Consider the following 24,096-nt stretch of genomic DNA (forward strand, 5'->3'; position numbering starts at 1 on the left):
TCATTAACTGCTTCATTTACACTATTTATGGTTTGTTTTCGGTTGTTGGGAATTATTTTGGTTCAATAATTTAATCTCGGTCTGAAGGTTATTGATATCCCCTGATAGGACATTGACCCATTCATCTTCCATTTTGCGTTCCAATTGTTTTAATGCACTTTCCGTTTCTCTAATAGCTCGTGAAACATCATGTGTACGGACAGGTTGATTTAACAATTGGACATACTTATCTGTAATGATGGCAGATGAATCTAGATGATGATGGAAAAAGTTTTGCGCTGTACGATAACGATTCGGCTCATTTTCCACTAACTTGATTACCTTTGACGAGATTTTTGATATTTTTGTGATCGTTTGATAGATAAAAATGGAGCGAACCCGAAAGCGAGCACTATTAATTTTTTTTTGTTTTTCTTTTGCAAGCCTTAACTGTGTATGAACATATTTCTTTTCTTTTCGTTCTATCTTATCTAATTCGTTATTAGGTAGTAATTTCCTTTTTAGCCCCAAATAGCTAAGCAAAGAGAAACCAATTGCACCTAGAACCCCAATTTGCCAATGGTTTCCAGTTAATAAAAAAACTGCAAAGAAACCAATAACACCTATATTAAAAGAAGCTAATAATATAAATCCCTGTACAAAAAACCGCTTCATGTATATCACTCCTCACCTTTAAAAGACTATTGTTCAATCAGAATGATTAGTTGTTAAATATCATTTACTACTGTTACTTTATATACGTCGTATATGTGGAAAAGTTTCATCTTTTAGAACTTATATGTCCATTATATAGGAAAAAAGGTGGAAGAAAAAATGATTTTTTTGATTTGATAGATGGAGGAGAAAAAAATTAGCCGAACGGGAAAAGTTCGGCTAAAAAAATTATCTAAATCCCAATGGATACATATTTTACCTCTAAGTACTCTTCAATACCATGGTGACCACCTTCACGCCCAATCCCACTCTCTTTCAGACCTCCAAAAGGAGCCTGTGCAACAGAAGGAGCACCATCATTTACCCCAATAATTCCATAATCAAGCCCTTCTGTTACCCGATAGATTCTTGAGAAACTTTCAGTAAAGATATAAGCAGCCAGTCCATATGGAGAGTTGTTTGCACGTTTTACAACTTCTTCTTCCTCATTAAATGTCGTAATTGGTGCGAGTGGGCCAAAAGTTTCTTCCGTCATACATATCATGTCGTCTTTGACACCGGAAAGTATAGTAGCTTCCATGAATGTACCTTCTAAGGCTTCACCGCCGTATTGAACGGTTGCGCCTTTTTCTTTAGCATCATTTAAATGTTCTTTTACCTTCTCAAGTGCATCCTCATCAATTAAAGGACCAATGTCAATGCCGCGCTCCATTCCATTTCCAATTTTTAATTTGGACACCTCTTCTACGAAAAGTGCAGTAAATTTTTCAGCAACGCTCTCCTGCACATAAATTCTATTTGCACATATACAAGTTTGACCTGCATTTCGAAACTTGGATTGGACAAGTCCCTTTGCTGCTTTCTCAAGGTCTGCATCTTCAAACACAACAAATGGTGCATGACCACCAAGCTCCAAGGAAAGCTTCTTTACCGTTTGAGAAGCTTGTTCCATTAACGTTTTTCCAACTTGTGTAGATCCTGTGAACGTTAATTTTTTTACATCATTGTGCTTCATCAATGTTTCACCAATCATACTAGACTTTCCGGTTACAACCTGCAATACTCCCTTTGGTATACCTGCTTCATGTGCATATTTTGCTAAAAGTATTGCGGTTAGTGGTGTTTGCCCAGCAGGCTTTACTATAACAGTGCAACCAGCTGCTAGTGCTGGTGCTACTTTTCTTGTTATCATTGCTGCAGGAAAATTCCAAGGTGTAATTGCTGCCACCACTCCAACAGGTTGTTTTTGAATGAGGATACGCTTATCTTTCGAAGAAGAGGGAATTGTCTCTCCGTATATTCTTTTTCCTTCTTCTTTGTACCATGACAAAAAACTGTTGGCATAACCAACTTCACCTAGTGCTTCTCGAAAAGGTTTTCCTTGTTCTTTAGTTAAAGTTTCTGCAATTACCTTTTTATTTTCTTCTAATAGGTTAAACCATTTATCCAAAAGTTCTGCTCGCTCATATGCAGTATAGCTTTTCCAAATTTGAAATGCATCATTGGCATACTCGATTGTTTGATTTAATAACTTTTCCGTGATACTTGGTACTGTTCCGATTATTTCTCCAGTAGCCGGATTATTTACTTCAATTACTTCGTCAGTATCTACCCAATCTCCATTTATGTACATAGAATATGCTTTCATAGTAATTCCTCCTATTGTAAATTTATTGCATCATTAAATTATATTCACTTAAAAATGGTGATTCCCTTTTTGTACAACAAAAAAACACCTAATTAAGGTGTTTTTTGCTCGGCAATTGTTATAGGCTGTCGTAAAAGCTTTAGTCCATAAATAATTATAACTGTTAGGGATAGGAAACCGAATACAATACCCATCAATTGCAGCCCGATTGTATCTAGAAGTATGCCTGCTCCAAGCAGAACAACCTGGAATAGCACTCTATCGAGCATATTACGGAAAGAGAAAAAACGGCCGTGAAATTCTTTAGGTATTTTCGTTTGAAATATCGTTGCTGCTATAGGGAAGAAGCAGCCCACAGCTAATCCAAATAATCCAAAAGAAAATAGGGTCATCCATTTTATATCGGCAAAATAAAGACTAAAAAGGGAAAATGCTATTATGGAAACAAAAACAAACAGTAATGGGACCATATTCTTTTCATTGGAAACCCGCTTCACAGCAAATGCACCAATCATGAAAAAGATTCCCTCTATTGTGTAAATCCAACTTTTTATTGTCTGATCATCCTGAATCACACTAATATTGATAACCATAAGGTTAAAACCACCGATAAAAAGAATCGGAATAAACGTAAGGATCAACACAGTCAGGGCAATTGGGGTATCTTTCAAAACTGGTAACATTTCCTTAAAACTACCAGATTTCCCTTTCCCTTTTTTTGTTTCAGGCAATTCTTCTTCTTGAAAATTCAATAAGAATGTCAGGGCAAATAAAATGCTATAAGCAATCATGGAAGCCAAGTACAACGAGTTCAAACTCATAATAACAAGCATCGCACCCGCAAGTGCTGTGCCTGCTATTCTTGCGATAGTCGATACATTCATGTGCACACCATTCATCTCAAGTAAATCCTTATCCTTTACTATCAACGGGATAGAGGATTGGAGTGCCGGAAAATAAAAGGCAGCAGAGATTTGGATCGCTATCATAAATATAATCATAAACAATATTGATTGATATTCAATCGCCATAAACATAAAGATAACACTAATCATTCTGCCAAACCCGGCTGCCAGCATCACCTTTTTCTTACTTTGACTATCAATTACCCTTCCTGCAATTGGACCGACCATCACACCTGCTAACAACCCTGCAAATAAAATAAGAGCTTTAGCAAAGTCAGATGGTACTAGTGCCTGCATAAATTCCAAGTTCCCAATTATACCCGTCCAAAGCCCAAGACCAGCTATAAATTCACCTATTAAAATAATCCAAACATTGCGGTTTTTCCACATTTTTATTTTGCTCCGTTCCTGTTTGTTGTAAGAAAACTATACCACGGAACGATTTCATTCGCCACACGAAATTTTATATGTATTGATATTTATCAAATAAAAAACTGAAATGGAAACATTCCATTTCAGCCGGTATCACTATCTTTTATCTTCATATTTTTTCTTTGTGCCATCGGAAAAAATTACTTCTAATTCAAATTCTTGATAATCATCTTGTAACCCAAAAACATCAAGTACTTGAATTATTACATCGTTCGTTTCAGCATTTTGGACAAAATCCAATTGACCCATCAGTGGCGATAACATTTTATAGGCTTCATCACCTTGCAAGAAATTATTATTGATGCCGTCTTCAACTTCCGCTTCCCCATTTCCCTCTGCTTCAAATTCAACTTCGAATTTCGTATTATTTTCATACTCCACTTCTAGATCAAATTTGGTAAATTGATGTCCTGTGCCATTATCTTCTTCATTCGTTGGTATATTTTGATTAGTATCCCTATTTGATCCAATTGCATCGTTTTGTTCAGGAGGTGCATTTTCTGGAGCTGGTGATAAATCGTTTTCATCAATTCCACAACCTGTTAATATAGCTGCTGCCAAAATTGTGCTGATCACTGCCATCACTGATTTCTTAGTAATTTTCTTTTCCAAAAACCTCATCCTCCCTTTATTATTCTTCCTATTATTACCCGATGTAACATATTTACCCTTTATCTATAGCTAAAAACTCTTTTTTTAAGTAGACTGCCCACAATGCACTAATGAAGAATAGCCAGGTTAGTCCAGCAAAAAATCCTGCTAATACATCTAATGGAAAATGAACACCTAAATATATCCTACTGATACCGATAAGCAATATAAGTATAGAAAACAACAAGATAAATGCATAGCTCAACCATTTTCTTTTTACATATATAAATGAGAGTATGGCCAACAAACCAAAAAAAGCTATAGAATTCATAGAATGTCCACTAGGAAAGCTATAATAGCTAGCCTCAACTACGTGTTCTAGAGTTGGTCTTTCTCTTACAAAAATGGCTTTTAACCATGTATTCATTAGTCGCACCCCTAAAAGATTAACCCATAAAAGGATGATGATTAGCCATTTTTTTCTTACCGCTAAAAGAATACTTATTACTATTAATGCCGGATAAAAAAATATTCTAGATCCAATATCAGAAATAATAATAAAAAAAGTATCCATTGAAGCAAATTGATAAAGAGATTCACCTAATCTTTTATCCAGATTTACAACTTGATTAAATCTTAGAATTACAACTATTGATAGAAAAGCTATGCACATACTCCCACTTATATAAAAATATGATTTGGGTTTCATATTTACTATTTTAATCACCCCGATTCACAAAAACTATTCATCAAAAACATAAAGGCTACTCTATACACGTGGATTAATCTCCATGTTTTTTAGAGTAGCCTTCCAACATTGTTTATAAACTTTTTAATAGTAATTTTTTCAGTAGTGGAAATAATACATCTGGTAATTCTTCTATTTGTGGGACTAGTATGCTGTACTTTCCATACATATTTTGAATGGTTTTGACTTGACCCTCTTCAATTTCCCCATTTGCCAAAAAGACGTTTATTACTTCCAAACCGTTCTTACGAGCCTCCATGACGGCTTGATGGGTATCAACTATACCATTCTTTTCGTAATCCATTGCAGCAGGTTCCCCATCAGAGAATACTAGAAGAAACTTTTGCTTTTCTCTTCTTTGTACTAATCGCTTCGTCATATGCCGGATCGCGTACCCATCTCGGTTGTCTTCTTCTGGCTCTAGTTGTAAAATCTCTGGCCCTGAAGTTTGTTTAAGACTGGATGAAAAATCGATTACTGATTTAAAATAATTTGGTTGGCTAGTTTTAGTCGCATCGTTTGTATCTTCCCAAAACCCAACCACTTCATGGGGGACTCTCACCGATTTTAATGCTTCATGAAATAAGGTAATCCCATATTTGGTCTGGTTCATTTTATCAAACATCGAGGCAGAACAATCCACTAACAAAGAAAAAGCGGCATCTATTTCGATAGATGGATTATCTTTTTTATAAAATACCCTGGGATTATCATCGGTAAAAAATGGTATCAATCTTTTACTCAATCTTCCAAAGGGCAGATCATTCCTCGGCAGGATCTTTTTATGTTCCAGTGTCTTTTGTATAAGTTGTTTGAGCCTTTTTTGATAAACTAATACTAATTGCTTAAACTCTTCATACGTTACTCGATCATCAGAAGTAATGGGATCTGGTTTAAGAAAAATTGGATATGCATACTTGTTCTCTTTCCCAAACTCCGCTCCATTTCCTCCATCTTTTTTGGATTCATTTATATTGGTTAGTATCTCCCGTTTTGAGTAATCAGTACGATTCGTTTGCTGACTATGACCTTGAACAAATCCCATCGCCTGGTCGCCATCTTCTCCTTCTCTTACCCCTTCCCCCATTAAATCCATCTTTGTCCCTGATTCCATATCAAATTGTAAAAAGCTCTTACTGTTACTCTCTGATTCTCGATGCCATGTTGGTAGCTTATCTTCGTGAATATCCTCATCTTCTGTCTCTTTACGTTTGACATCTTCATTTTTTAAAGCACTTTTTCGTTTCATTTCATCAAACGTATTAGGTTCCTCCACACGATTGGAGAAATCAGCGAAGAAGAAATAAGTATTTAGTAAATCTTTTTCCAATAATTCTTCAAGGACCTCCATAATGTTCAATGTTATTTTCGTCACTTTCTCCGTACTTAGTGCTTGATAACATTTGGATGCCTCATCCCTTATAAATGGTAAAGCAAGATCTATTTCTTTTGTTAGATTTGGTATTTCTTCAAGGGGATTATCCGTTGTTAAGAGAAGGTAAAGTAAATTGTATAGACCATCTGTTAGAATATTTCTCTCTACATTCACCGTCAACTGACTACGAAAATATTTCCGATACTCTACTCTCCGTACAAGAAAAGTATTTTTAGTCCCCGGACGCTCACGTTTACATATTTCTTCTAGTCGCAAATCCTCCAAAAGCATAAATAGCTGTTTAGCAAAGCTTTTTAAAGAAGAATGCTTTATCTTTTTTATAAAATCCTCTACCATTCGGTAATCAGTGTGATGGATTGAGCCGATGCTACGTAAATAAACATCACTTTTCATTCCTTGAAATTTCTCAACAGAAGGGTGATTATCCCAAAAAAGACTTAGGAACACTTTATTCAAAAAGGGATCATAATAAGATTTAAACGCATATTCAACCTCCAAATCACCCTTTTTGGCTAAAGAAACTACTAAGTCAGAGAGCTGCATGTAAAGGAAAGAATCTATCTTTTTATCGTTAAAAACTATAGGTCTCACGTTCCATCGCCTCAGTCAAATAAAGTTTGTGCAACATTAAGAATTGCTGCCTTTTCTCGATCATCTTCAAGTTTTTCGACAATTCCCCGTTGAATGGCACGTAATGGTGGTAAAAATAAACTAAGATCACAAGTGTCTATTAAGGCACGAACAGATGCCGCTTCCTCGGAAAGATTTCCTGCTTGTACAAGTGCTATCAAGTCTGCAGATAGAGTCACATAATTCTTGAGGAGTTTCTCATCTGTTAGTTGAGATTGTTCTTTTAAGACATTAAATAATACATCTCCTTGAACATACGGTACATCTATTACTACAAATCGATTTTTTAATGCTTCGTTAAGTGGAACCGTTCCCACGTACCCTTCGTTTATAGCTGCAATTACCCCAAAACCTTTCTTTGCTTGCACTACTTCGCCAGTAAACGGATTAGTAATGGTTTTCCGATAGTCAAGTACACCGTTCAAAATAGGTAACGTTTCCGGCTTAGCCATATTAATTTCATCAATATATAAAAGATGTCCTTTTTTCATTGCTTGAATTACTGGACCAGGAACGAATTCTATCGTTGCCTTTCCGTCTTTATTGTCTATCGTTTTGAATCCTAGCAATGCCTCAGCATCTAAATCTATGGAGCAATTGATACTATGCATCGGTTGACAAAAAATAGATGAAAGAGTTTCAGCTAATTTAGTCTTCCCTGATCCGGTTGGGCCTTTCAAAAGAACATTTTTCTCTAATGCTAGGCTAATAATACTGTCATATAAAGTACTTTCGTCAATCGCTGTGTATCCTGGTTTCCCAATTAATTGTTGAGATTCTGTATCCTTTTCTATCTCATTTATCTTTGTCTGTATCGATTTTGGCAATTGATCTAATGTGAACAAAATCATTTCTCCTTTGCAGTTAACATGTATTTCTAGTATACCATTTTATTGAAAAAAGCTGCTGACAGTGAGTGTCAGCAGCTTTTTCATTATAACAGTAATCGTAGGTAACTTGAAGTAAATGGTGTTATTTTATACTATCCACTTCTTTTACATTTTTCTTTTTACCTGAGACAAACCAGGAAACAACTGCGATACCAATTAACACTATCCAGAATAATGCTTTGAATAAAGAACTATGTGGGATGTGATATGGAATTACTCCAACATTCGGATGTGCCAATGTGTACATAGCAAGTTTAAAACCTACCCAACCTACTATCAAGAAGGCTGCGGTTTCTAGGCTTGGGCGTTCTTTAAGTAATTTTACAAATACAGTTGCTGCAAATCGCATGATGACTACACCAATAAAACCACCAAGGAAAATGACGATAAATTGCCCTCCATCAATCCCACCTATTTTAGGCAAGTCGGTTTGAGGTAATGTCATCGCTAATGCAAAGGCAGCCAGGATAGAGTCGACTGCAAAAGCAATATCGGCAATCTCCACTTTAAGTACCGTCATCCAGAAACCAGATTGTTTTTTTGGTTTATCAACTGCAGCGGCATGTTCTACTTTGGCGACAGCATATTTTCTCCATAAATGATTTAAGGCAATAAACAATAGGTATGCTGCCCCGAGAGCCTGGACTTGCCATATAGAGACAAGAAAGGAAATAGCAAATAAAGATCCTATACGGAATACGAGGGCTCCTGCTAACCCATAAAAGAGTGCTTTTTTTCTTGCTTCTTCTGGGAGATGTTTGACCATAATTGCAAGGACAAGTGCATTATCTGCAGCCAAAATACCTTCTAATGCAATTAGAACAAGCAGTACCCAGCCATACTCTAGTAATAATGATAATTCCATGGTTTTCTCTCCTTTTTACATAAACAAAGCCTCTACCCTGGCAGCGGTAAAGGCTTTTTCAAACATAAAAAGACCTTCACCTAGAACTGTCCAGTTTAGGCAAAGGTCTTGCTAACAACGTTCACGTTGCCAATAAAGCCGGAGACTGATAATCAGTCACGTCATGACGGCAATATTGTTCTCATAGCTACTCCCCTTTGAAATGGGCTTGAGTATGTAGTTTTAATATATTCCTATTCTAGTAGCTTTAAAGTGATGTGTCAAGCGTCATTAATACAAGATTTTCAAATATTTTTATTTCTACCCTCTAAATATAATTTTGTGATATAATCCTTAGCATTATCATATTATTTGAAGGTTGAGGCACTGTCATGTATCAGGTATTTAGTTACAAAGAAAGATTTAAGCTTTTTATTAACATTGTTTTTCCCGTTCTTTTAACGCAGCTTGCGCTATTCTCCATGAGCCTTTTTGATATTATGATGACCGGGAATGTAGGTGCAAGCGATTTAGCAGGAGTAGCAATTGGGGCTGGATTATGGGTGCCAGTTTATACTGGATTAAGTGGGATATTACTCTCTATAACACCAATCGTTGCTCAATTAGTTGGAGGAAAGAAAACTGAGAATGTCTCCTATACCATCACACAAGGGATCTATGTTTCGATTGTCATGAGTTTATTAGTCATGATACTTGGGGCAATTGCTTTGAACCCAATTTTAGGAGCAATGAACTTGGAACCAGAAGTAAAGCATGTTGCTTATTACTATTTGGTTACACTTGGAATTGGGATCGTCCCTCTTTTTGCTTATACGGTTATTAGGTGTTTCATTGATGCTTTAGGACACACAAGAACATCCATGATTATTACCTTAATGTCGCTACCGATTAATGTTATTCTTAACTATTTATTAATCTTCGGTAAATTTGGATTCCCAGCTTTAGGTGGTATTGGAGCAGGTATTGCCTCTGCTTTGACCTACTGGTTAATAATGATTATCTCTTTAGTAATCGTTACGAAAAAAAGTCCATTTAATAATTACCATTTGTTCAAAAAGTTTCATCCTATCTCATTTTCAAAATGGAAGGAAATTTTGCTTATTGGAGTTCCTATTGGACTCTCTATATTTTTTGAAACAAGCATTTTTTCGGCTGTCACACTATTGATGAGTTCTTTCAATACAGTAACAATTGCGGCACATCAGGTGGCGCTCAACTTTGCTTCCCTTTTGTATATGATTCCGTTGAGTATATCAATGGCATTAACAATTCTTGTAGGTTATGAAGTCGGAGCTAAACGAATTAAAGATGCCAAACAGTATGCGGTGTTAGGAATTGTCTGTGCTGTGTTTTTATCATCTGTTTGTGCAGTGCTTCTTTATTTTTTCCGTCCAGAAGTGGCATTTTTATATACAAAAGAGCCCGAAGTTATTTCTTTAACAACAGCCTTTTTATTATACGCTATTTTCTTCCAACTATCAGATGCGATTGCAGCTCCTATCCAAGGGGCACTGCGAGGATATAAAGATGTAAATGTTACCTTTATTCTTGCTTTCGTGTCATATTGGATAATTGGCTTACCTATAGGCTATATCCTTGCTAATTATACACATTTTGGAGCATTTGGTTATTGGATAGGATTAATTTGTGGATTGGCAGCTGGAGCAATTGGGCTCGCATGGAGGCTCCTTATATTACAAAATAAATTTATGAATAGCAAAAGTTACAACGTTTAATTTCTAAGTATTCTTATAGGAATGTTTAAAGGGTATATGTAGGATAATGTCGAAATTAGTCATAAAATTCATTTGTTATTAAGGGGTAAAAACAATGAACCATTATGATTACGAGAAAGCAGTTGCTTCATTTAATTATTATCGACAAGAACTTTATATGCTCTTATGCTTACTCGAACAATATGACAGAGCTGATCTATTAGCAAAGAAAAATTCATATCTACAGCTCATTGCCCATTTTAAAGCATTAAAGGAAGAGTTAAAAAAAGAAATAAAAATCTTGATTCAATATGATGCTAATATGTTGGTTTGTGATTTTCTCTTACCATCTTTATCAGTTGTTTTCATTTATTTACAGGATATTGGAGTTAACCGAATAAATCCGAATAGCATAAATAAGGTAATTCAACATGTAAAAAGAGCATACCTTTTTATGGAACAGCACCATCAAAAATTAATGGAAGCAAAGTAAAAAAGACAGCACGAGTGGCTGTCTTTTTGTCATTCTTTATTATTATTTTCCGATGAACATTTGAGTCCAATAGTTACCTTGTTCTACGTGACCTACTCCAATATGAGTATAGTTTCCATTCATAATATTAGCACGGTGACCTTCAGAGTTCATCCAAGCATTTACAACTTCTTCAGGACTTCTTTGACCTTGTGCAATATTTTCACCTGCTGTGCGATAGTTAATTCCATATTGCTTCATCATGTCAAACGGAGATCCGTAAGTTGGGCTATTATGAGAGAAGTATTTATTCTTCTGCATGTCTTTAGATTTCTCTTTTGCTACTTTGCTAAGCTCAGTGTCTAATTTAAGTGGTGATAATCCTTGTTTTGCTCGCTCTGCGTTTGTAAGTTCAACAACTTTCTTTTCAAACTCACTAACTTGACCTGCTGCCTGCTCATTTGCAGATTGCTTCGGTTGTTCTGTAGTTTGTTTTGGAGCTTGTTGTTGAGCTGGAGCTTCCTTTTTTGGTGCTGGTGCAGCAGCCTCTTGTTTAGGTTCTTGTTTAGGTGCTGGTGCGGCAGCTTTCTCCTCTGCTTTAGGTTGTGCTTTTTCTGCAGATGGAGCACCGTTCATTTGAATTTTCACACCAAGTTTATTTTCTAAGTCTTTTATATAGCTATCCAAGAATGCTTTTGCATCGTCTTGGTTATTAAATACTTTTGCATTAAATGATGTGACATTAGATAAGTCACAAGTTGGTTTTGCTGGTGCGTTGGATTCTGCTTTTGCAGTTAATCCGAATGGTGCTGCTGTTAGTACAGCTGCAGTAGTAACAGCAGTAATTAATGTTTTCTTATTGAATTTCATAGGTGTATTTCCCCCTTGAAAGTTTTTGTGTTGCTCGTTGCTACACGAAAATCATAACACGAGTTTTATGTAATATTCCTGGAAAAATATTGAATTTACACCTTTCATAATTCAAAAAAATCCCAACTTTAGACCTACCAAGGGTTTTCTTTATTCATTTACAGATAGGATTTATGACTTTTTTACCATAATCAAGAAGCTCGTATAAATTATACTAAAAAAATAGTATTGACAGGTTTTTAAACCGCCTAAAATATTACAAAATCCACATTTTCCATTACAAACATTTCACCTAAAAATCAATTATAAAGAAAAGCTCTTATACAATCACTTTACGTCATTGTAAAAGAGCTTTTTTGTTCTTCATTTTTCTATCCATGTAAACATATAATTCTTATCTTCCACTTCCCGTGCTTTTTTCACTACTTTTAGAGGTCTGAACGTATCAATCATTACGGCAAGTTCTAACGTTTCTTTTTTACCGATACTAGCTTCAGTCGTTCCAGGATGTGGACCGTGTGGAATACCTGAAGGATGAAGTGTAATGGACCCTTCTTTTATTCCTTTTCTACTCATAAAATTTCCTGCTACATAATAAAGCAGTTCATCGCTGTTTACATTGCTATGATAATAAGGAGCCGGAATTGCTTCTGGATGATAATCATAAAGCCTTGGCACGAAGGAGCAAATGACAAAATTATGCCCTTCAAATGTTTGATGTACAGGGGGCGGCTGATGCACCCTTCCTGTTATCGGTTCGAAGTCCTCTATATTAAATACCCACGGGTAAAGGTAACCATCCCACCCTACGACATCGAGTGGATGATGTCCAAGTATATGGGAATGTAAGTAACCTCTTGTTTTAGTAATTACTTCATATTCACCTTTTTCATTAAAAGCCTCCAATGTTTCAGGTCCTCTAAAGTCACGTTCACAAAATGGACTATGTTCAAGCATTTGACCGTATTCATTTCGGTATCTTCTAGGAGTAGTTAATTGGCTAAATGATTCCACAAAAAGCATTTTTGTTTCATCTGTTGGAATAACCCGATATATCGTTCCAATAGGGATCGTTATGTAATCTCCCTGCCTATACGTAATGGTTCCAAACATTGTCTCCACTTTACCAGAACCGTAATGAATAAATAGAAGTTCATCTCCATCCCCATTACGGTAGTAATTGTTCATGGATTCTGTAACAAGTGCTGTTCCAATTAATAAGTCGTCATTTCCAAGAAGGTATTCCCTGGCATCCAGTGCGTTTCCTTTTACGTCTATTGAGGTTGTTAGAAGATGCCGGTGATTCAATGCACCTTGCTCTTCGTATTCTGGTAAGTAGCTTCCAATCACTTCCGATTTTACCACTTCAGTTGGAAGGTAGTAATGATATAGGATGGACTGTGTTCCGGAGAAACCTTTTGTACCCATTACTTGCTCTCGAAATAAGGTACCATCTTCTTTTTTAAACATTGTATGACGTTTATGAGGAATGCGCCCCATTTGTCGATAATACATGGTATCCCCCCTATTTAATTGTGTTTGTAATTTTTCCTAACCCATTAATGGCCAACTCCACTTCATCCCCTGACTGGAGCCAGCGATGTACATCAGTGCCAAGCTCTAAGATGCATCCTGTTCCGACAGTTCCCGATCCTATAACCTCTCCTGGATATAAAGTAACTCCTGTTGAAGCATGTTCAATCATTTTTTCAAAAGAGTAATAAATAGATTCAAAATTTCCTTCAGACAATTGTCTTCCATTTACTTTGGCAGTCATTATTAAGTTATAACCAGATTCTGTTTTGAATTTCTCTAATTCATCCTTCGTTACAATATATGGTCCAAGTGTGGTTGCAAAATCTTTTCCTTTTGACGGTCCTAACCCGACCTTCATTTCTTTTGCTTGTAGATCTCTTGCACTCCAATCATTCATGATGCAATATCCAAAAATATATTTATGCGCATCTTCTGATTTTATATCTTTCCCTTCTTTTCCAATAATGCATGCAATCTCCAGTTCAAAATCAAGCCATTCACAATTTGGTGGTGCTTCGATTGATTCTCCAGTCCCTTTTACAGCAAGGTGATTCGTAAAATAAAATACGGGAATCTCATACCATTCTGGAACTATATCTAACCCTCTACGGCCTCTTGAGGTTTTTACATGTTCCTCGAATGCATAGAAGTCCCTAATACTTATAGGTCTAGGTAATGGGGCAAGAAGGGTGACAGCCTCCCTCTGATAGACACCAATGGTTGGATTCTTTTTTATTAGTGCATTAGTTTTTGTTTGATATTTGTCGTATTCCTCAATAATTGCTAACAAACTAGTGGGCAAAAGTCCTTCTGATGCCTCAAATAAATCGATTATACAGTCATCATTTAACAATCCTGCACGAATCTCTCCCGACTTCTTTTTAAATGTGACATACTTCATTGTTTATCCCCGCATTCCTTATTTCCTTTTAAGCTCAAAAGTATCTGAAATGGCTCTTGTATATATGTTCCCAGCCATTCTTCCAACAGGATTTAGTTTTGTTGTATCTATTTTACCTTCATAATAAAGTTCATCTGCTACATGAATCATTGCTACTTTTCCGATTACTAGACTCCCTGCTCCTGCTACATCGCCAAAATGTAACACTTGGTGCAGACTGCATTCTAATTGAACGAGGCTTTCTTTTACTCTTGGTGGCGCTATGGTTTGACTAGGTATTTTTGTAAAGCCTGATTGTTCAAATTCATCTATTTCTTGAGGGAAATCGGTTGCAGTTATGTTCATCTTTTCTACCATTTCTTCACTTACAATATTTATGACGAATTCATTTGTTTCTTCTATATTAATTAGAGTATCTTTTTTCGATCCATCATTTCCTTTTCTCATAGGAGAGAAACAAACTAACATAGGATCTGCACTAATCGCAGTAAAAAAGCTAAATGGTGCTATATTTGTTATTCCATCCTTATTAATAGAAGAAACCATTGCAATTGGCCTTGGCAATATAGAGCCAATCATTAGCTTATAGGCATCCTTCCAAGGTAAACTACTTGGATTCACATTCAAGGTTGCACACACTCCTTTACGGCCATTTTTAATGCTTCAATGAAATGCCGGTTGTCATCCATTGAACTGATTGTTACCCGGATGCTCTCTGGATATCCTAATGGCTTCCCTGATTTCACGATAATTCCTTTGTTTAAAAGAGCTTCTGCAAGTTCATTTCCATCTATATTTACATGTATCATCATAAAATTTGATTGAGTCGGAAAGTAGGAAAAACCTAGGCTATGAAGTGCCTTTTCCAAAAATGCCTTTCCTTCTTCATTTTGACGAATACAATCTTCACGGAAACCTTGATCATCTAAAGCCACTACCGCTGCAGTTTGACCAAGCTGATTGACATTAAATACTTCTTTCACTTTTGTGAGTTCGCTTGTAATAAATGAATTCATAATTCCATAACCTACTCTTAGTCCCGCAAGTCCGTATACTTTTGAAAATGTCCGTAAAATAACAAGGTTATGGTATTTTTCAAGTAAGGAAATGGATTGGAGATATTCTTCACTTGTAGCATATTCATAATATGCCTCATCTAATATGATCAAGATATTTTCGGGCACCTTATCAATAAAGGCTATAAGGTCACTTTTAGGGACAATGGTTCCAGTAGGATTATTAGGATTACATACAAAGACCATTTTTGTTTTTCTGTTTATCGCATCATACATAGCAGAAAGATTATGTACCCCACTCTCTAGCGGAACTAAAATTGGTACACCACCTTCAATCGCTACATTTGTCCGATATCTAGGGAAAGTGATATCAGCCATTATCGCCTCTTCTCTATGGTTTAAAAATGCCCTTAACAACAGCCTGATAATTTCATCAGAACCGTTCCCGATAAAAAGTTGATTTTGGTCAACTCCCAAAAATTCTGAAAGTTTTAGAGTCAAGTTTGCAGAAGATCCATCAGGGTAATGGAAAAGTTGATTCAGGCTTTTTTTTAACTGTTCTTTAACTAGAGGTGAACAACCAAATACGTTTTCAATTTCTGACATGTTTCTTACCATTGGTAACCCAAGTTCCTTTTGAATATCAAGAATGCTTTTTCCGAGTGGATAGGCAGTAATACTCTGAAGAACTTCTCGACTTTTCACTTTAACTGCCATATTGATAACCCCCCCCAATTATGAAAAGCGCAAACACCATAGTCAGCCTCGACAAAAAGGTTGGCTTTCTCCTTCTCGGTGAATCGATTTATGACCTCGAGGGCTAAGCGCTTAAGCTAGTTATATAAGAAAAGCCTACTCGCCTTTTTCAGCCCCTTACAAACATAAGCCGAATCGACGAATAGGTTTTATACCTTCTTGACGAATCGACTTATGAATCGAGGAAAGGGAAGGCTTAGCTTTTACTTATAAATTTCCTCTTAACTCTTGTTCTCTCTCAATGGATTCAAATAACGCCTTAAAGTTTCCTTCTCCAAAACCTTTTGCACCTTTACGTTGTATGACTTCAATAAATAGTGTCGGACGATCTACAATTGGTTTAGTGAAGATTTGCAGCAAATAGCCCTCATCGTCCCTATCTACTAAAATACTTAATTCACGAAGCCTTGCAATTTCCTCATCAATTTCCCCAACACGTTCTGATAACATCTCATAATATGTATCAGGGGTGCTTAAGAACTCTACACCATTTTCTTTTAATGCGCTAACCGTTTGAACAATGTCTTCAGTAAGTATGGCAATATGTTGCACTCCAGGGCCGTTATAGAACTCTAAGTACTCTTGGATTTGTGACTTTCTTTTTCCTTCAGCAGGTTCATTAATTGGGAATTTTATTCTGCCCCCATTGTGCATTACTTTGGACATTAACGCCGAATACTCTGTATTGATGTCTTTATCTGTAAAGTGAGTCATTTCTTTAAAACCCATTACTTTTTCGTAATATTCCACCCATTCTTCCATCTGTTCCACATTACCAACTACATGATCAATACCGATAATTCCAGCATCTTTTACTGGCGTAGAATTTTTATATTCTTTAAATCCAGGCATGAACACTCCTTTATAATTACTGCGTTCTACCAAAGTATGAATCGTGTCACCATAAGTACCGATTACTGCTTTTTTTACTGAACCGTGCTCATCAGTGCTTTCTTGAGGAGGAGATATCGCTATTGCTCCTCTTTCAACAGCTCCGTTGTAAGCACTTTCAACATCTTCCACAACTAAAGCGATGTCTTTGACACCATCACCATGCTTTTTTACAAATTCAGAAATTTTCGTTTCTTCCTTTAGGGAGCCTGTAATGACAAGTCGAACATTTCGTTGCTTTAATACATAGGAAACAGATTCCCTGTTTCCTGTCTCAAGACCAGAGTATGCAATTGGTTCAAAACCGAAAGTGGTCGCAAAAAAATGAGCAGATTGCTTTGCATTACCAGTATAAATCTCTAAATAATCAACATCCTTAACCGGAAAAACTTCTTCCATTTGCTCATTTGGTTGCATTGTCTTATCAAGTTTCATTTGTAAGTAACCTCCAATATTTTAAAAAATTATAGTATTCTGAATTCAATATAATTCATTCAATTTATTATTTGCAAGAGTCCCATTTAAAGCTAAAATGCTTTCCAGTAACAGAGTAATATCAGTTAGTCGGGATTTTTTGTTTACGTGGTTTTGGCATTTTATGAATAGCAACTCCTGTGACATCTTCCACTGCTTCTAACATCACTTCATTTACACTTGGATGGGGATAAGTTGGGAAAAGTAAATCTTCTAATCTTCCTACCATTTCTAATGTCACAACTCCAGTACTGATTAACTCCACCGCTTGTGAACCGATGATGTGCATTCCAAGCAATTGTTCTGTTTCTATATCTGTTATGGTTTTGACAAGACCATCTTTTTGGGACAGTATGGTAGCATATCCATTAGTTTGAAAAAAGCTTTCTCCTACTTTGACCTTATATCCCTTTTCAATAGCTTCTGTTTCTGTTAATCCTACTGTAGCGATTGGTGGTATGGTTTGAATAACAGTAGGTAAAAAAGTAATATCATATTCTGTTTGTCCCCCTGCGATATTTTCTGCAGCTACTTTTGCTTGTTTAATTGCTTTTATCGCAAGTCCAGATCCTGATGTGATATCACCGACAGCATATATATTTGAGATGTTTGTCATACATTGTTTGTTAGTTATAATAAAACCTTCTTCATCTACAACAACCCCCGAACGGTCTATCCCGACCGTATTGGTAATTGGCACTCTCTCATCTTCTACATAGAAATGTGTAGCACTAAGTGTCTTATCTGAAAATACTACCTCCCATTGATTTTGATCGTAATATGCTTTGGGAGCTTCTGTAACTTTTACAATTTTTATTTTTTGTTTCTTCAATTGTCTTTGTAGTTCTTTATTAATGGAAGGATCAAAAGAAAATAATTCTTTATCTGGTGGAATAATTAAGGTCACGTAAGCCCCAAGACGATTAAATGTTGTAGCAATTTCAAGTGTTATGTCATTACTGCCATAAAGGACTAGCTCTTGCGGTATATCATCTAACTTCCAAATTGTTATAGGTGTCAATGCCTTATCTTGTACATCCAAAATTAGTTTTCTAGGAGCTCCGGTTGCAATAATAGCGTGATTGAATGTGTATGTGTCATATTGATGCCCATTTTCAACACCGATTTTTTTTTCAGAAATGAATGAAGCTTCTCCTGTTACTATCTCTACTTTATTTGCTTTACATAGGGCATTGATTCCTTGTTTAAGGTTGTGGACTGTTTTTCTTTTATTTTCTTGCAACAGTGCTAGATTGAATGTTACATCTGACGTATTCAAACCGAAAGTGTCATAAGACGTTAGTTGGTTGAATTGTTGTGCTGCTGCAGTATGTATTTTAGATGGTATACATCCTTCATTTAAACAAATTCCACCAAGTTCATTTTTTTCGATTAACGTAACTTGGCGACCAAGTTGTGCAGCGCGAATTGCTGCATGATATCCACCGGGGCCTCCACCGATTATGACGACATCCCGTTCTTGGGTTAGTTCTCCTACTACCATTAAACCAACTCCATCATTAATAAATTCGGTTGTTCAAGAAGTTCTGTCAGCCGGTTAGTAAACGAGACCGCTGTTGCTCCATCTACTACTCGGTGATCAAAAGACATAGAGATATTCATCATCGAACGAACTACTATTTCATCGTTGTCATTTACAACAGGGCGCTTCTTTGTCTTATGAAAAGAAATCAAGGCTACTTCTGGTTGATTTATTATTGGTGTAGCACCGATACTTCCTCCTAAAGGACCAACATTACTAATGGTAAAGCTACTACCTTTGATCTCTTGGATTGAAAGTGTGTTCGTTTGGGCTTTGGCTGTTAAGTCTTTCAAATTAGCATGTATCTCTTTAAGGGATTTCTTTTCCACGTTTTTTATAACAGGGACGATTAAACCTAGATCTGTATTTGTTGCAATTCCTATATGATGCTCCTCAATTAGTTCGATCGTCTCCTCTTTTTCATTTAATCTTGCATTAAACATCGGGAATTCTTTCAGTGTTGTGGAAATGGCTTTAACGAAAATTGCGGATGCCGATATACTCTGGTTATTTTTTTTCCAACTTTCGCGCATATTTATAATTTCCGTTACATCTACTTCCTCAAAATGAGTACAGTGCGGAATAGTTAGAAGAGACTGGGACATCTTATGTGCAATCTGTTTTCTTCTTCCTTTAAAAGGGATAGTATTTTCAATTGGTGCTGGATTACCTCTAATGTTTTTAGAGTTGTAATCCTCATGATGAGTTTCTTGTTTGTCCACTATTTCATCGGTTCTTTTAATAAAGCGTAATACATCTTCGTCTGTAATTCGTCCACCTGAACCAGTACCATTAATTTCTTCAATATTAACACCGGCTTCCCTCGCAATTTTTCTTGTATAAGGTGCCGCCATAATACGAAATGCAGTCTTTTTTTGTATTTGTTCAGTGTTTGTTAGCCCTTTTTTCAGAAGAGGAAAGTTTGTTTTCTCTACATTTTCTGAATATGAAATGTTGGTTGCCTTTGTCTCGCTTTCAAGAAGGAAGATTGTTGTACCAACAGAAATGGTTTGTCCCACATCTACTTTTATTTCTTTTATCACACCCGCGAAAGGTGCAGGAATTTCTGCGGTCATTTTATCTGTCTGAACTTCCACAAGTGGTTGATCTGGTTTTACCTTATCACCTGCCTTGACAAAAAGGGACAGCACATCAGCCTGTGTCATTCCTTCCCCTATATCATGAAGTTTAACTTCCATCATGTATTCATCCCTCCTAAAACGTCATCACTTTATTTACTGCAGCTATGACTCTTTGCTTGCTAGGTAGGTAAAAATCCTCAAAACCGAAATATGGTACTGGAACATCAAACCCAGTTACTCTTTCAATTGGTGCTTTTTGATATAAAAAGGAAGTCTCATTAATGATTGCCATAATATCTCCACTAACACTTGTTGCAGCATGTGCTTCGTGAATGATGACAGTTCTTCCTGTTTTCTGAACCGATTGTGCAATCATATCCGCATCAATTGGGTAAAGGCTGCGAAGATCAATTACATCACACATAATGTCATTAGTGCTTAGTTCCTTTGCGGCTTGCATGGCCACTGGAACCATTGCTCCCCATGCTATTACCGTTACATCATTTCCTTCCCGACAAAGCTTTGCTTTTCCAATGTCGACTGTATACTTTCCTTCAGGTACTTCATCTCTGATTGACCGATAACACCTCATCGGCTCAAGAAAAAGAACTGGGTCAGGATCTTCAATTGCAGCAATCAATAACCCTTTTGCATCATAAGGATTGGAAGGACAAACCACTTTAATACCAGGCATATGTGTAAAAATGGCTTCTGTACTATCTGAATGTATTTCTGGTGCCCTAACCCCTGCCCCATATGGTGCACGAATAACCATTGGGACTGTATAATGACCCATCGTTCTTGCCCTGATTCTTGAAGCATGGGTCATAATCTGTTCATATGCAGGATAGATGAAACCGAGGAACTGGATTTCTGTCACTGGCTTAAATCCATTTATCGCCATTCCTATAGCTGCCCCTATGAATCCCGCTTCACTTAATGGAGTATCAAGCACTCTTTGCTCACCATATTTTTCTTGAAGTCCATCAGTTGCCCGAAAGACACCACCGTTTACTCCAATATCTTCTCCCATTAAAATGACCTGTTCATCTTGAAGTAGCATTGTATCTAAACCGTCTGTTATGGCCTGGACCATCGTGAGCGTTTTCGTTTTCAACGCTGTTTTCATTACACTTCCCCCCTCAATACTTGCAGAAGTTCTGATTTTTGTTGTTCAATTCCTCGTGTTGGCTTTTCAAATACATAGTCGAACATATCAGAAGGGTTTGCTTTAGGGTATTTCTCCATTTCTTCAATCGATTTATCAATTTCCATCGAAAGTTCTTGTAGGATGTTATCTCTCTTATCCTCATCGAACCAACCTTTATTTTTCAAAAAGCGTTCCATCCTGAGAATAGGGTCGCTTTCTCTTCGTTTTTCACTTTCTGTTTGATCTCGATACTTTGATGGATCATCTGCAGTTGTATGGGCACCATATCTCCATGTAACTGCTTCAATCAAAGTAGGTCCCTCACCATTCCTGGCAGTTTCCAGTGCATTCATTGTATAAAAATAAACTGCGAAAACATCATTCCCATCAATACGGATGCTTGGAATGTCATAGGCAAGTCCTTTTTGTGCAATAGTTTTTGTATTCATCTGCTTAAATAATGGAACAGAAATAGCAAACTGATTATTTTGATTTAAAAATACTACTGGTGCTTTCAGAATACTTGCAAAGTTCAGGCCTTCATGGAAGTCACCCTCAGATGTAGCTCCATCTCCGAAGTAAACAATGCTAGCGTTTTTCGTTCCTTTTCTTTTTTCTGCGTATGCAGCTCCTACCGCGTGTGGCAACTGTGTTGCAATTGGAATTCCTGGTGGAAATACTCTTTTTCCATTTGCTGGAACACACCCTTCGTTTCTGCCATTCCAAAATAGAAGAATATGAAGTAGGGAGTGACCAAATGTCATTGTTGCACCGTGATCACGATAGGAAGGAAACATCCAATCTTCATCATTTAAGGCGATGGCGCTTCCTACCTGCGATGCTTCCTGTCCTTCATAGGGGGCATATGTGCCGATTCTGCCCTGTCTTTGGAGACTAATAGCTTTTTTATCAAAGGTTCGAATTCGTAACATATGCTTATACATTGTTGTCGCGAGTTTTTCTGTTATTTTGGATTCGAATGTTTTGTCCGTTAAATTGCCTTGATTATCGATTATTTGCTTAATAGGAAATTGATCTATCATCGCATTTCCTCCTACATTATATTCTTACAGACCATTTTGGGCGTTTAGCATGCGTAAAAAAGCTGTTGCGTCGACTTCTATCTACAAGTCGTTGTTCACAGAAATTATTTGCCGCTTCCACAGTCGTAATCGTCATTTTTTCAGCTTCTTTATAAACATCCATCAGAGTATTATAGATTGCCATCGTTTTTCTTAGAACTCTTTCTTTATTCGGTTCATACAATTCATCTGCTACTTGAATTAATCCACCTGCATTAACAATATAATCTGGTGCGTAAAGAATCCCTTTTTCCTGAAGCAATGCACAATGATGATTTTCGAGCAATTGATTATTTGCCGATCCCACAACAGCCTTTACTTTTAATTGTTCTACTGTATGATCGTTAAGGATTCCTCCTAATGCACAGGGAACGAACACATCAGCTGGTACAGAATAAATCTCTTCACCACTAACGGCTTTTACCGTTGCTCCAATTTCTTTTGCTTTTTGTGTTAGCTGTTGAATCGCTTCTTCATTAATATCTGTTACGTATAAATCTGCACCAGCATGAAGGAGCTGTTCAGCAACTTTTGATCCTACTTTTCCTAAACCTTGAATGGCATAGCTTTTTCCAAAAAGGTGCTTTGAGCCCCATAATGTTAAGTTAGTAGCCTCTATTCCATAAATAACCCCTTGGGCAGTTGGAACCGAGGAATCCCCACTTCCACCGTACACTTCATCCACTCCCACAATACAATTGGTTTCCTTAAGAGCATGAACAAAATCCTCAGGTGAAGTACCCATATCTGTTCCTGTATAAAAACGGCCATTTAATGATTCAACAAATTGCCCGAATGCACGAAAAAGCTCTGGTGTTTTATCTTTGCGTGGATCTCCAATAATTACTGCTTTTCCACCTCCAAAATCTACATCTGCTGCAGCACATTTGTATGTCATCCCTTTGGAAAGACGAAGTACATCATAAAGGGCAGCGTCTACCGAATGATAAGGCTGCATCCGGCATCCCCCAAGCGCTGGGCCAAGTGTAGTATTATGTATGGCAATAATGGCCTTTAAGCCTGTATCCGGATCATTGCAAAATACCACTTGTTGATGTTGTTGAATTTTTTCAAACATTTCCATTCCCCCAACTTCAGAAGTAAGCGTTTTCATATTTGTCATCCTTATCATCCTTTTTATCTATTATTCTTATTAGCTATCAATGAATTTATTTTACTTTTTGGTAATACAATCTGAACGACTTCCCCTTTACCAATCAGGGAATCATTTACCAACGCATCTACATTTGTAATGAGATAATTATTCTTTTCATAAATAACCTCTGCATCAAACCTGATTACATTTCCTTCTGTCACTGGAGCAAGATGTTTCACTGATACTTCGGCTCCCATTCCTTCTTCATACTGTTCTAGATAAGGCAATAATATTTGTCTTGAAACCCATTCCATGTGATATACCATTGAAACAGTTGAATAGACAGGATGTACAACTTCACCTTCAAATTGGGCAAACATTTCTTCGGTAACAGTTATTTGAATGGAATGCTTTAAACCTACTCTCATACCAGTCTTCATTTTCTCACCCCAAACGTATAACGTTTATTCAACGATATCATAACATTTCGTTAAATAAAGCGTCAACAAATTGTGGAAATTTTATAAATTATCATAAAAGTAAGAAAAGCACATTCGTCTTGATTAGCTACAACAGGAATATAATGATGTTCCAATCTGTAATATTATTTTCTTATTGGCTCTAGCTAATAAAAAAGAGGCTGGGACAAAACTAAAGAACACAAACAAAAAGACGAACAATATAATGGCCGACAATAAATACCGCTATTGATTTCCGTGCAAGACTTCGCTTTCCGCGGGTGACCCGCGAGCC

At 36.6% G+C, this 24,096-nt stretch carries 22 protein-coding genes; 2 read left to right on the forward strand and 20 right to left on the reverse strand.

Going from position 1 to position 24,096, the window contains the following annotated elements; genetic code table 11:
• Positions 1 to 21: 21 nt before the first annotated feature.
• From LRP81_RS12290 to LRP81_RS12325, 8 genes are all read right to left on the reverse strand, one after another.
• Complete coding sequence (locus LRP81_RS12290; protein ID WP_230501573.1) at positions 22 to 654, reverse strand: 5-bromo-4-chloroindolyl phosphate hydrolysis family protein; 633 nt, start codon at positions 652 to 654, stop codon at positions 22 to 24.
• 232 nt (positions 655 to 886) lie between these two features.
• A complete protein-coding gene (locus tag LRP81_RS12295) occupies positions 887 to 2,287 on the reverse strand; it encodes an NAD-dependent succinate-semialdehyde dehydrogenase (RefSeq protein ID WP_317987068.1) in 1,401 nt (466 codons plus the stop codon).
• A gap of 107 nt (positions 2,288 to 2,394) precedes the next feature.
• The gene (locus tag LRP81_RS12300; protein ID WP_230501575.1) at positions 2,395 to 3,597 is read right to left on the reverse strand and encodes an MFS transporter; all 1,203 of its coding nucleotides are present in this window, start codon (positions 3,595 to 3,597) and stop codon (positions 2,395 to 2,397) included.
• 138 nt (positions 3,598 to 3,735) lie between these two features.
• The gene (locus LRP81_RS12305; RefSeq protein WP_230501576.1) at positions 3,736 to 4,251 is read right to left on the reverse strand and encodes a YusW family protein; all 516 of its coding nucleotides are present in this window, start codon (positions 4,249 to 4,251) and stop codon (positions 3,736 to 3,738) included.
• Between the two features lie 52 nt (positions 4,252 to 4,303).
• Positions 4,304 to 4,957 carry a phosphatase PAP2 family protein gene (locus LRP81_RS12310; protein ID WP_230501577.1) on the reverse strand — a complete coding sequence of 218 codons (654 nt, stop codon included), beginning with the start codon at positions 4,955 to 4,957 and terminating at the stop codon, positions 4,304 to 4,306.
• A 94-nt stretch (positions 4,958 to 5,051) separates the two neighbouring features.
• Positions 5,052 to 6,965 (reverse strand): vWA domain-containing protein, encoded by a 1,914-nt coding sequence (locus LRP81_RS12315; RefSeq protein WP_230501578.1) that lies wholly within the window; start codon positions 6,963 to 6,965, stop codon positions 5,052 to 5,054.
• Between the two features lie 11 nt (positions 6,966 to 6,976).
• Positions 6,977 to 7,855: an AAA family ATPase gene (locus LRP81_RS12320; protein WP_230501579.1), complete on the reverse strand. Its 879-nt coding sequence runs from the start codon at positions 7,853 to 7,855 to the stop codon at positions 6,977 to 6,979.
• Positions 7,856 to 7,976: 121 nt separating this feature from the next.
• A complete protein-coding gene (locus tag LRP81_RS12325) occupies positions 7,977 to 8,759 on the reverse strand; it encodes a TerC family protein (protein WP_230501580.1) in 783 nt (260 codons plus the stop codon).
• Positions 8,760 to 9,130: 371 nt separating this feature from the next.
• On the opposite strand from LRP81_RS12325, the gene LRP81_RS12330 reads away from it, so the two are divergent.
• Together LRP81_RS12330 and LRP81_RS12335 are read left to right on the forward strand one after the other, a co-directional pair.
• Positions 9,131 to 10,495 (forward strand): MATE family efflux transporter, encoded by a 1,365-nt coding sequence (locus LRP81_RS12330; protein WP_230501581.1) that lies wholly within the window; start codon positions 9,131 to 9,133, stop codon positions 10,493 to 10,495.
• A 94-nt stretch (positions 10,496 to 10,589) separates the two neighbouring features.
• Positions 10,590 to 10,967 carry a hypothetical protein gene (locus LRP81_RS12335; protein WP_230501582.1) on the forward strand — a complete coding sequence of 126 codons (378 nt, stop codon included), beginning with the start codon at positions 10,590 to 10,592 and terminating at the stop codon, positions 10,965 to 10,967.
• A 42-nt stretch (positions 10,968 to 11,009) separates the two neighbouring features.
• Here LRP81_RS12335 and LRP81_RS12340 read toward each other — a convergent pair whose 3' ends face one another.
• From LRP81_RS12340 to LRP81_RS12395, 12 genes are all read right to left on the reverse strand, one after another.
• Entirely contained in the window at positions 11,010 to 11,816 is an 807-nt protein-coding gene (locus tag LRP81_RS12340; RefSeq protein ID WP_230501583.1) for a CAP domain-containing protein, read from the reverse strand.
• A gap of 363 nt (positions 11,817 to 12,179) precedes the next feature.
• Entirely contained in the window at positions 12,180 to 13,331 is a 1,152-nt protein-coding gene (locus LRP81_RS12345; protein WP_230501584.1) for a homogentisate 1,2-dioxygenase, read from the reverse strand.
• A gap of 10 nt (positions 13,332 to 13,341) precedes the next feature.
• Entirely contained in the window at positions 13,342 to 14,253 is a 912-nt protein-coding gene (locus tag LRP81_RS12350) for a fumarylacetoacetate hydrolase family protein (RefSeq protein WP_230501585.1), read from the reverse strand.
• A gap of 18 nt (positions 14,254 to 14,271) precedes the next feature.
• Entirely contained in the window at positions 14,272 to 14,880 is a 609-nt protein-coding gene (locus LRP81_RS12355) for a flavin reductase family protein (protein WP_230501586.1), read from the reverse strand.
• Positions 14,877 to 15,986, reverse strand: coding sequence for a histidinol-phosphate transaminase (gene hisC, locus LRP81_RS12360; protein ID WP_230501587.1), 1,110 nt, complete (start codon positions 15,984 to 15,986; stop codon positions 14,877 to 14,879). Before hisC ends, LRP81_RS12355 begins: the two co-directional genes overlap by 4 nt.
• Positions 15,987 to 16,232: 246 nt before the next feature.
• Positions 16,233 to 17,351: a 4-hydroxyphenylpyruvate dioxygenase gene (gene hppD, locus LRP81_RS12365; protein WP_230501588.1), complete on the reverse strand. Its 1,119-nt coding sequence runs from the start codon at positions 17,349 to 17,351 to the stop codon at positions 16,233 to 16,235.
• Positions 17,352 to 17,472: 121 nt separating this feature from the next.
• Positions 17,473 to 18,894 (reverse strand): dihydrolipoyl dehydrogenase family protein, encoded by a 1,422-nt coding sequence (locus tag LRP81_RS12370; protein ID WP_230501589.1) that lies wholly within the window; start codon positions 18,892 to 18,894, stop codon positions 17,473 to 17,475.
• Positions 18,894 to 20,132 (reverse strand): dihydrolipoamide acetyltransferase family protein, encoded by a 1,239-nt coding sequence (locus LRP81_RS12375; RefSeq protein ID WP_230501598.1) that lies wholly within the window; start codon positions 20,130 to 20,132, stop codon positions 18,894 to 18,896. The genes LRP81_RS12370 and LRP81_RS12375 overlap by 1 nt, the downstream gene beginning before the upstream one ends.
• Before the next feature lie 16 nt (positions 20,133 to 20,148).
• The gene (locus tag LRP81_RS12380) at positions 20,149 to 21,144 is read right to left on the reverse strand and encodes an alpha-ketoacid dehydrogenase subunit beta (protein ID WP_230501590.1); all 996 of its coding nucleotides are present in this window, start codon (positions 21,142 to 21,144) and stop codon (positions 20,149 to 20,151) included.
• A complete protein-coding gene (pdhA, locus tag LRP81_RS12385; RefSeq protein ID WP_230501591.1) occupies positions 21,144 to 22,208 on the reverse strand; it encodes a pyruvate dehydrogenase (acetyl-transferring) E1 component subunit alpha in 1,065 nt (354 codons plus the stop codon). Before pdhA ends, LRP81_RS12380 begins: the two co-directional genes overlap by 1 nt.
• Positions 22,209 to 22,224: 16 nt before the next feature.
• The gene (locus tag LRP81_RS12390; RefSeq protein ID WP_230501599.1) at positions 22,225 to 23,361 is read right to left on the reverse strand and encodes a Leu/Phe/Val dehydrogenase; all 1,137 of its coding nucleotides are present in this window, start codon (positions 23,359 to 23,361) and stop codon (positions 22,225 to 22,227) included.
• A 23-nt stretch (positions 23,362 to 23,384) separates the two neighbouring features.
• Positions 23,385 to 23,783, reverse strand: coding sequence for a thioesterase family protein (locus LRP81_RS12395; protein ID WP_230501592.1), 399 nt, complete (start codon positions 23,781 to 23,783; stop codon positions 23,385 to 23,387).
• Positions 23,784 to 24,096: the final 313 nt, after the last annotated feature.

It is taken from the genome of Sutcliffiella rhizosphaerae, from assembly GCF_917563925.1.
GTDB lineage: Bacteria > Bacillota > Bacilli > Bacillales > Bacillaceae_I > Sutcliffiella_A > Sutcliffiella_A rhizosphaerae.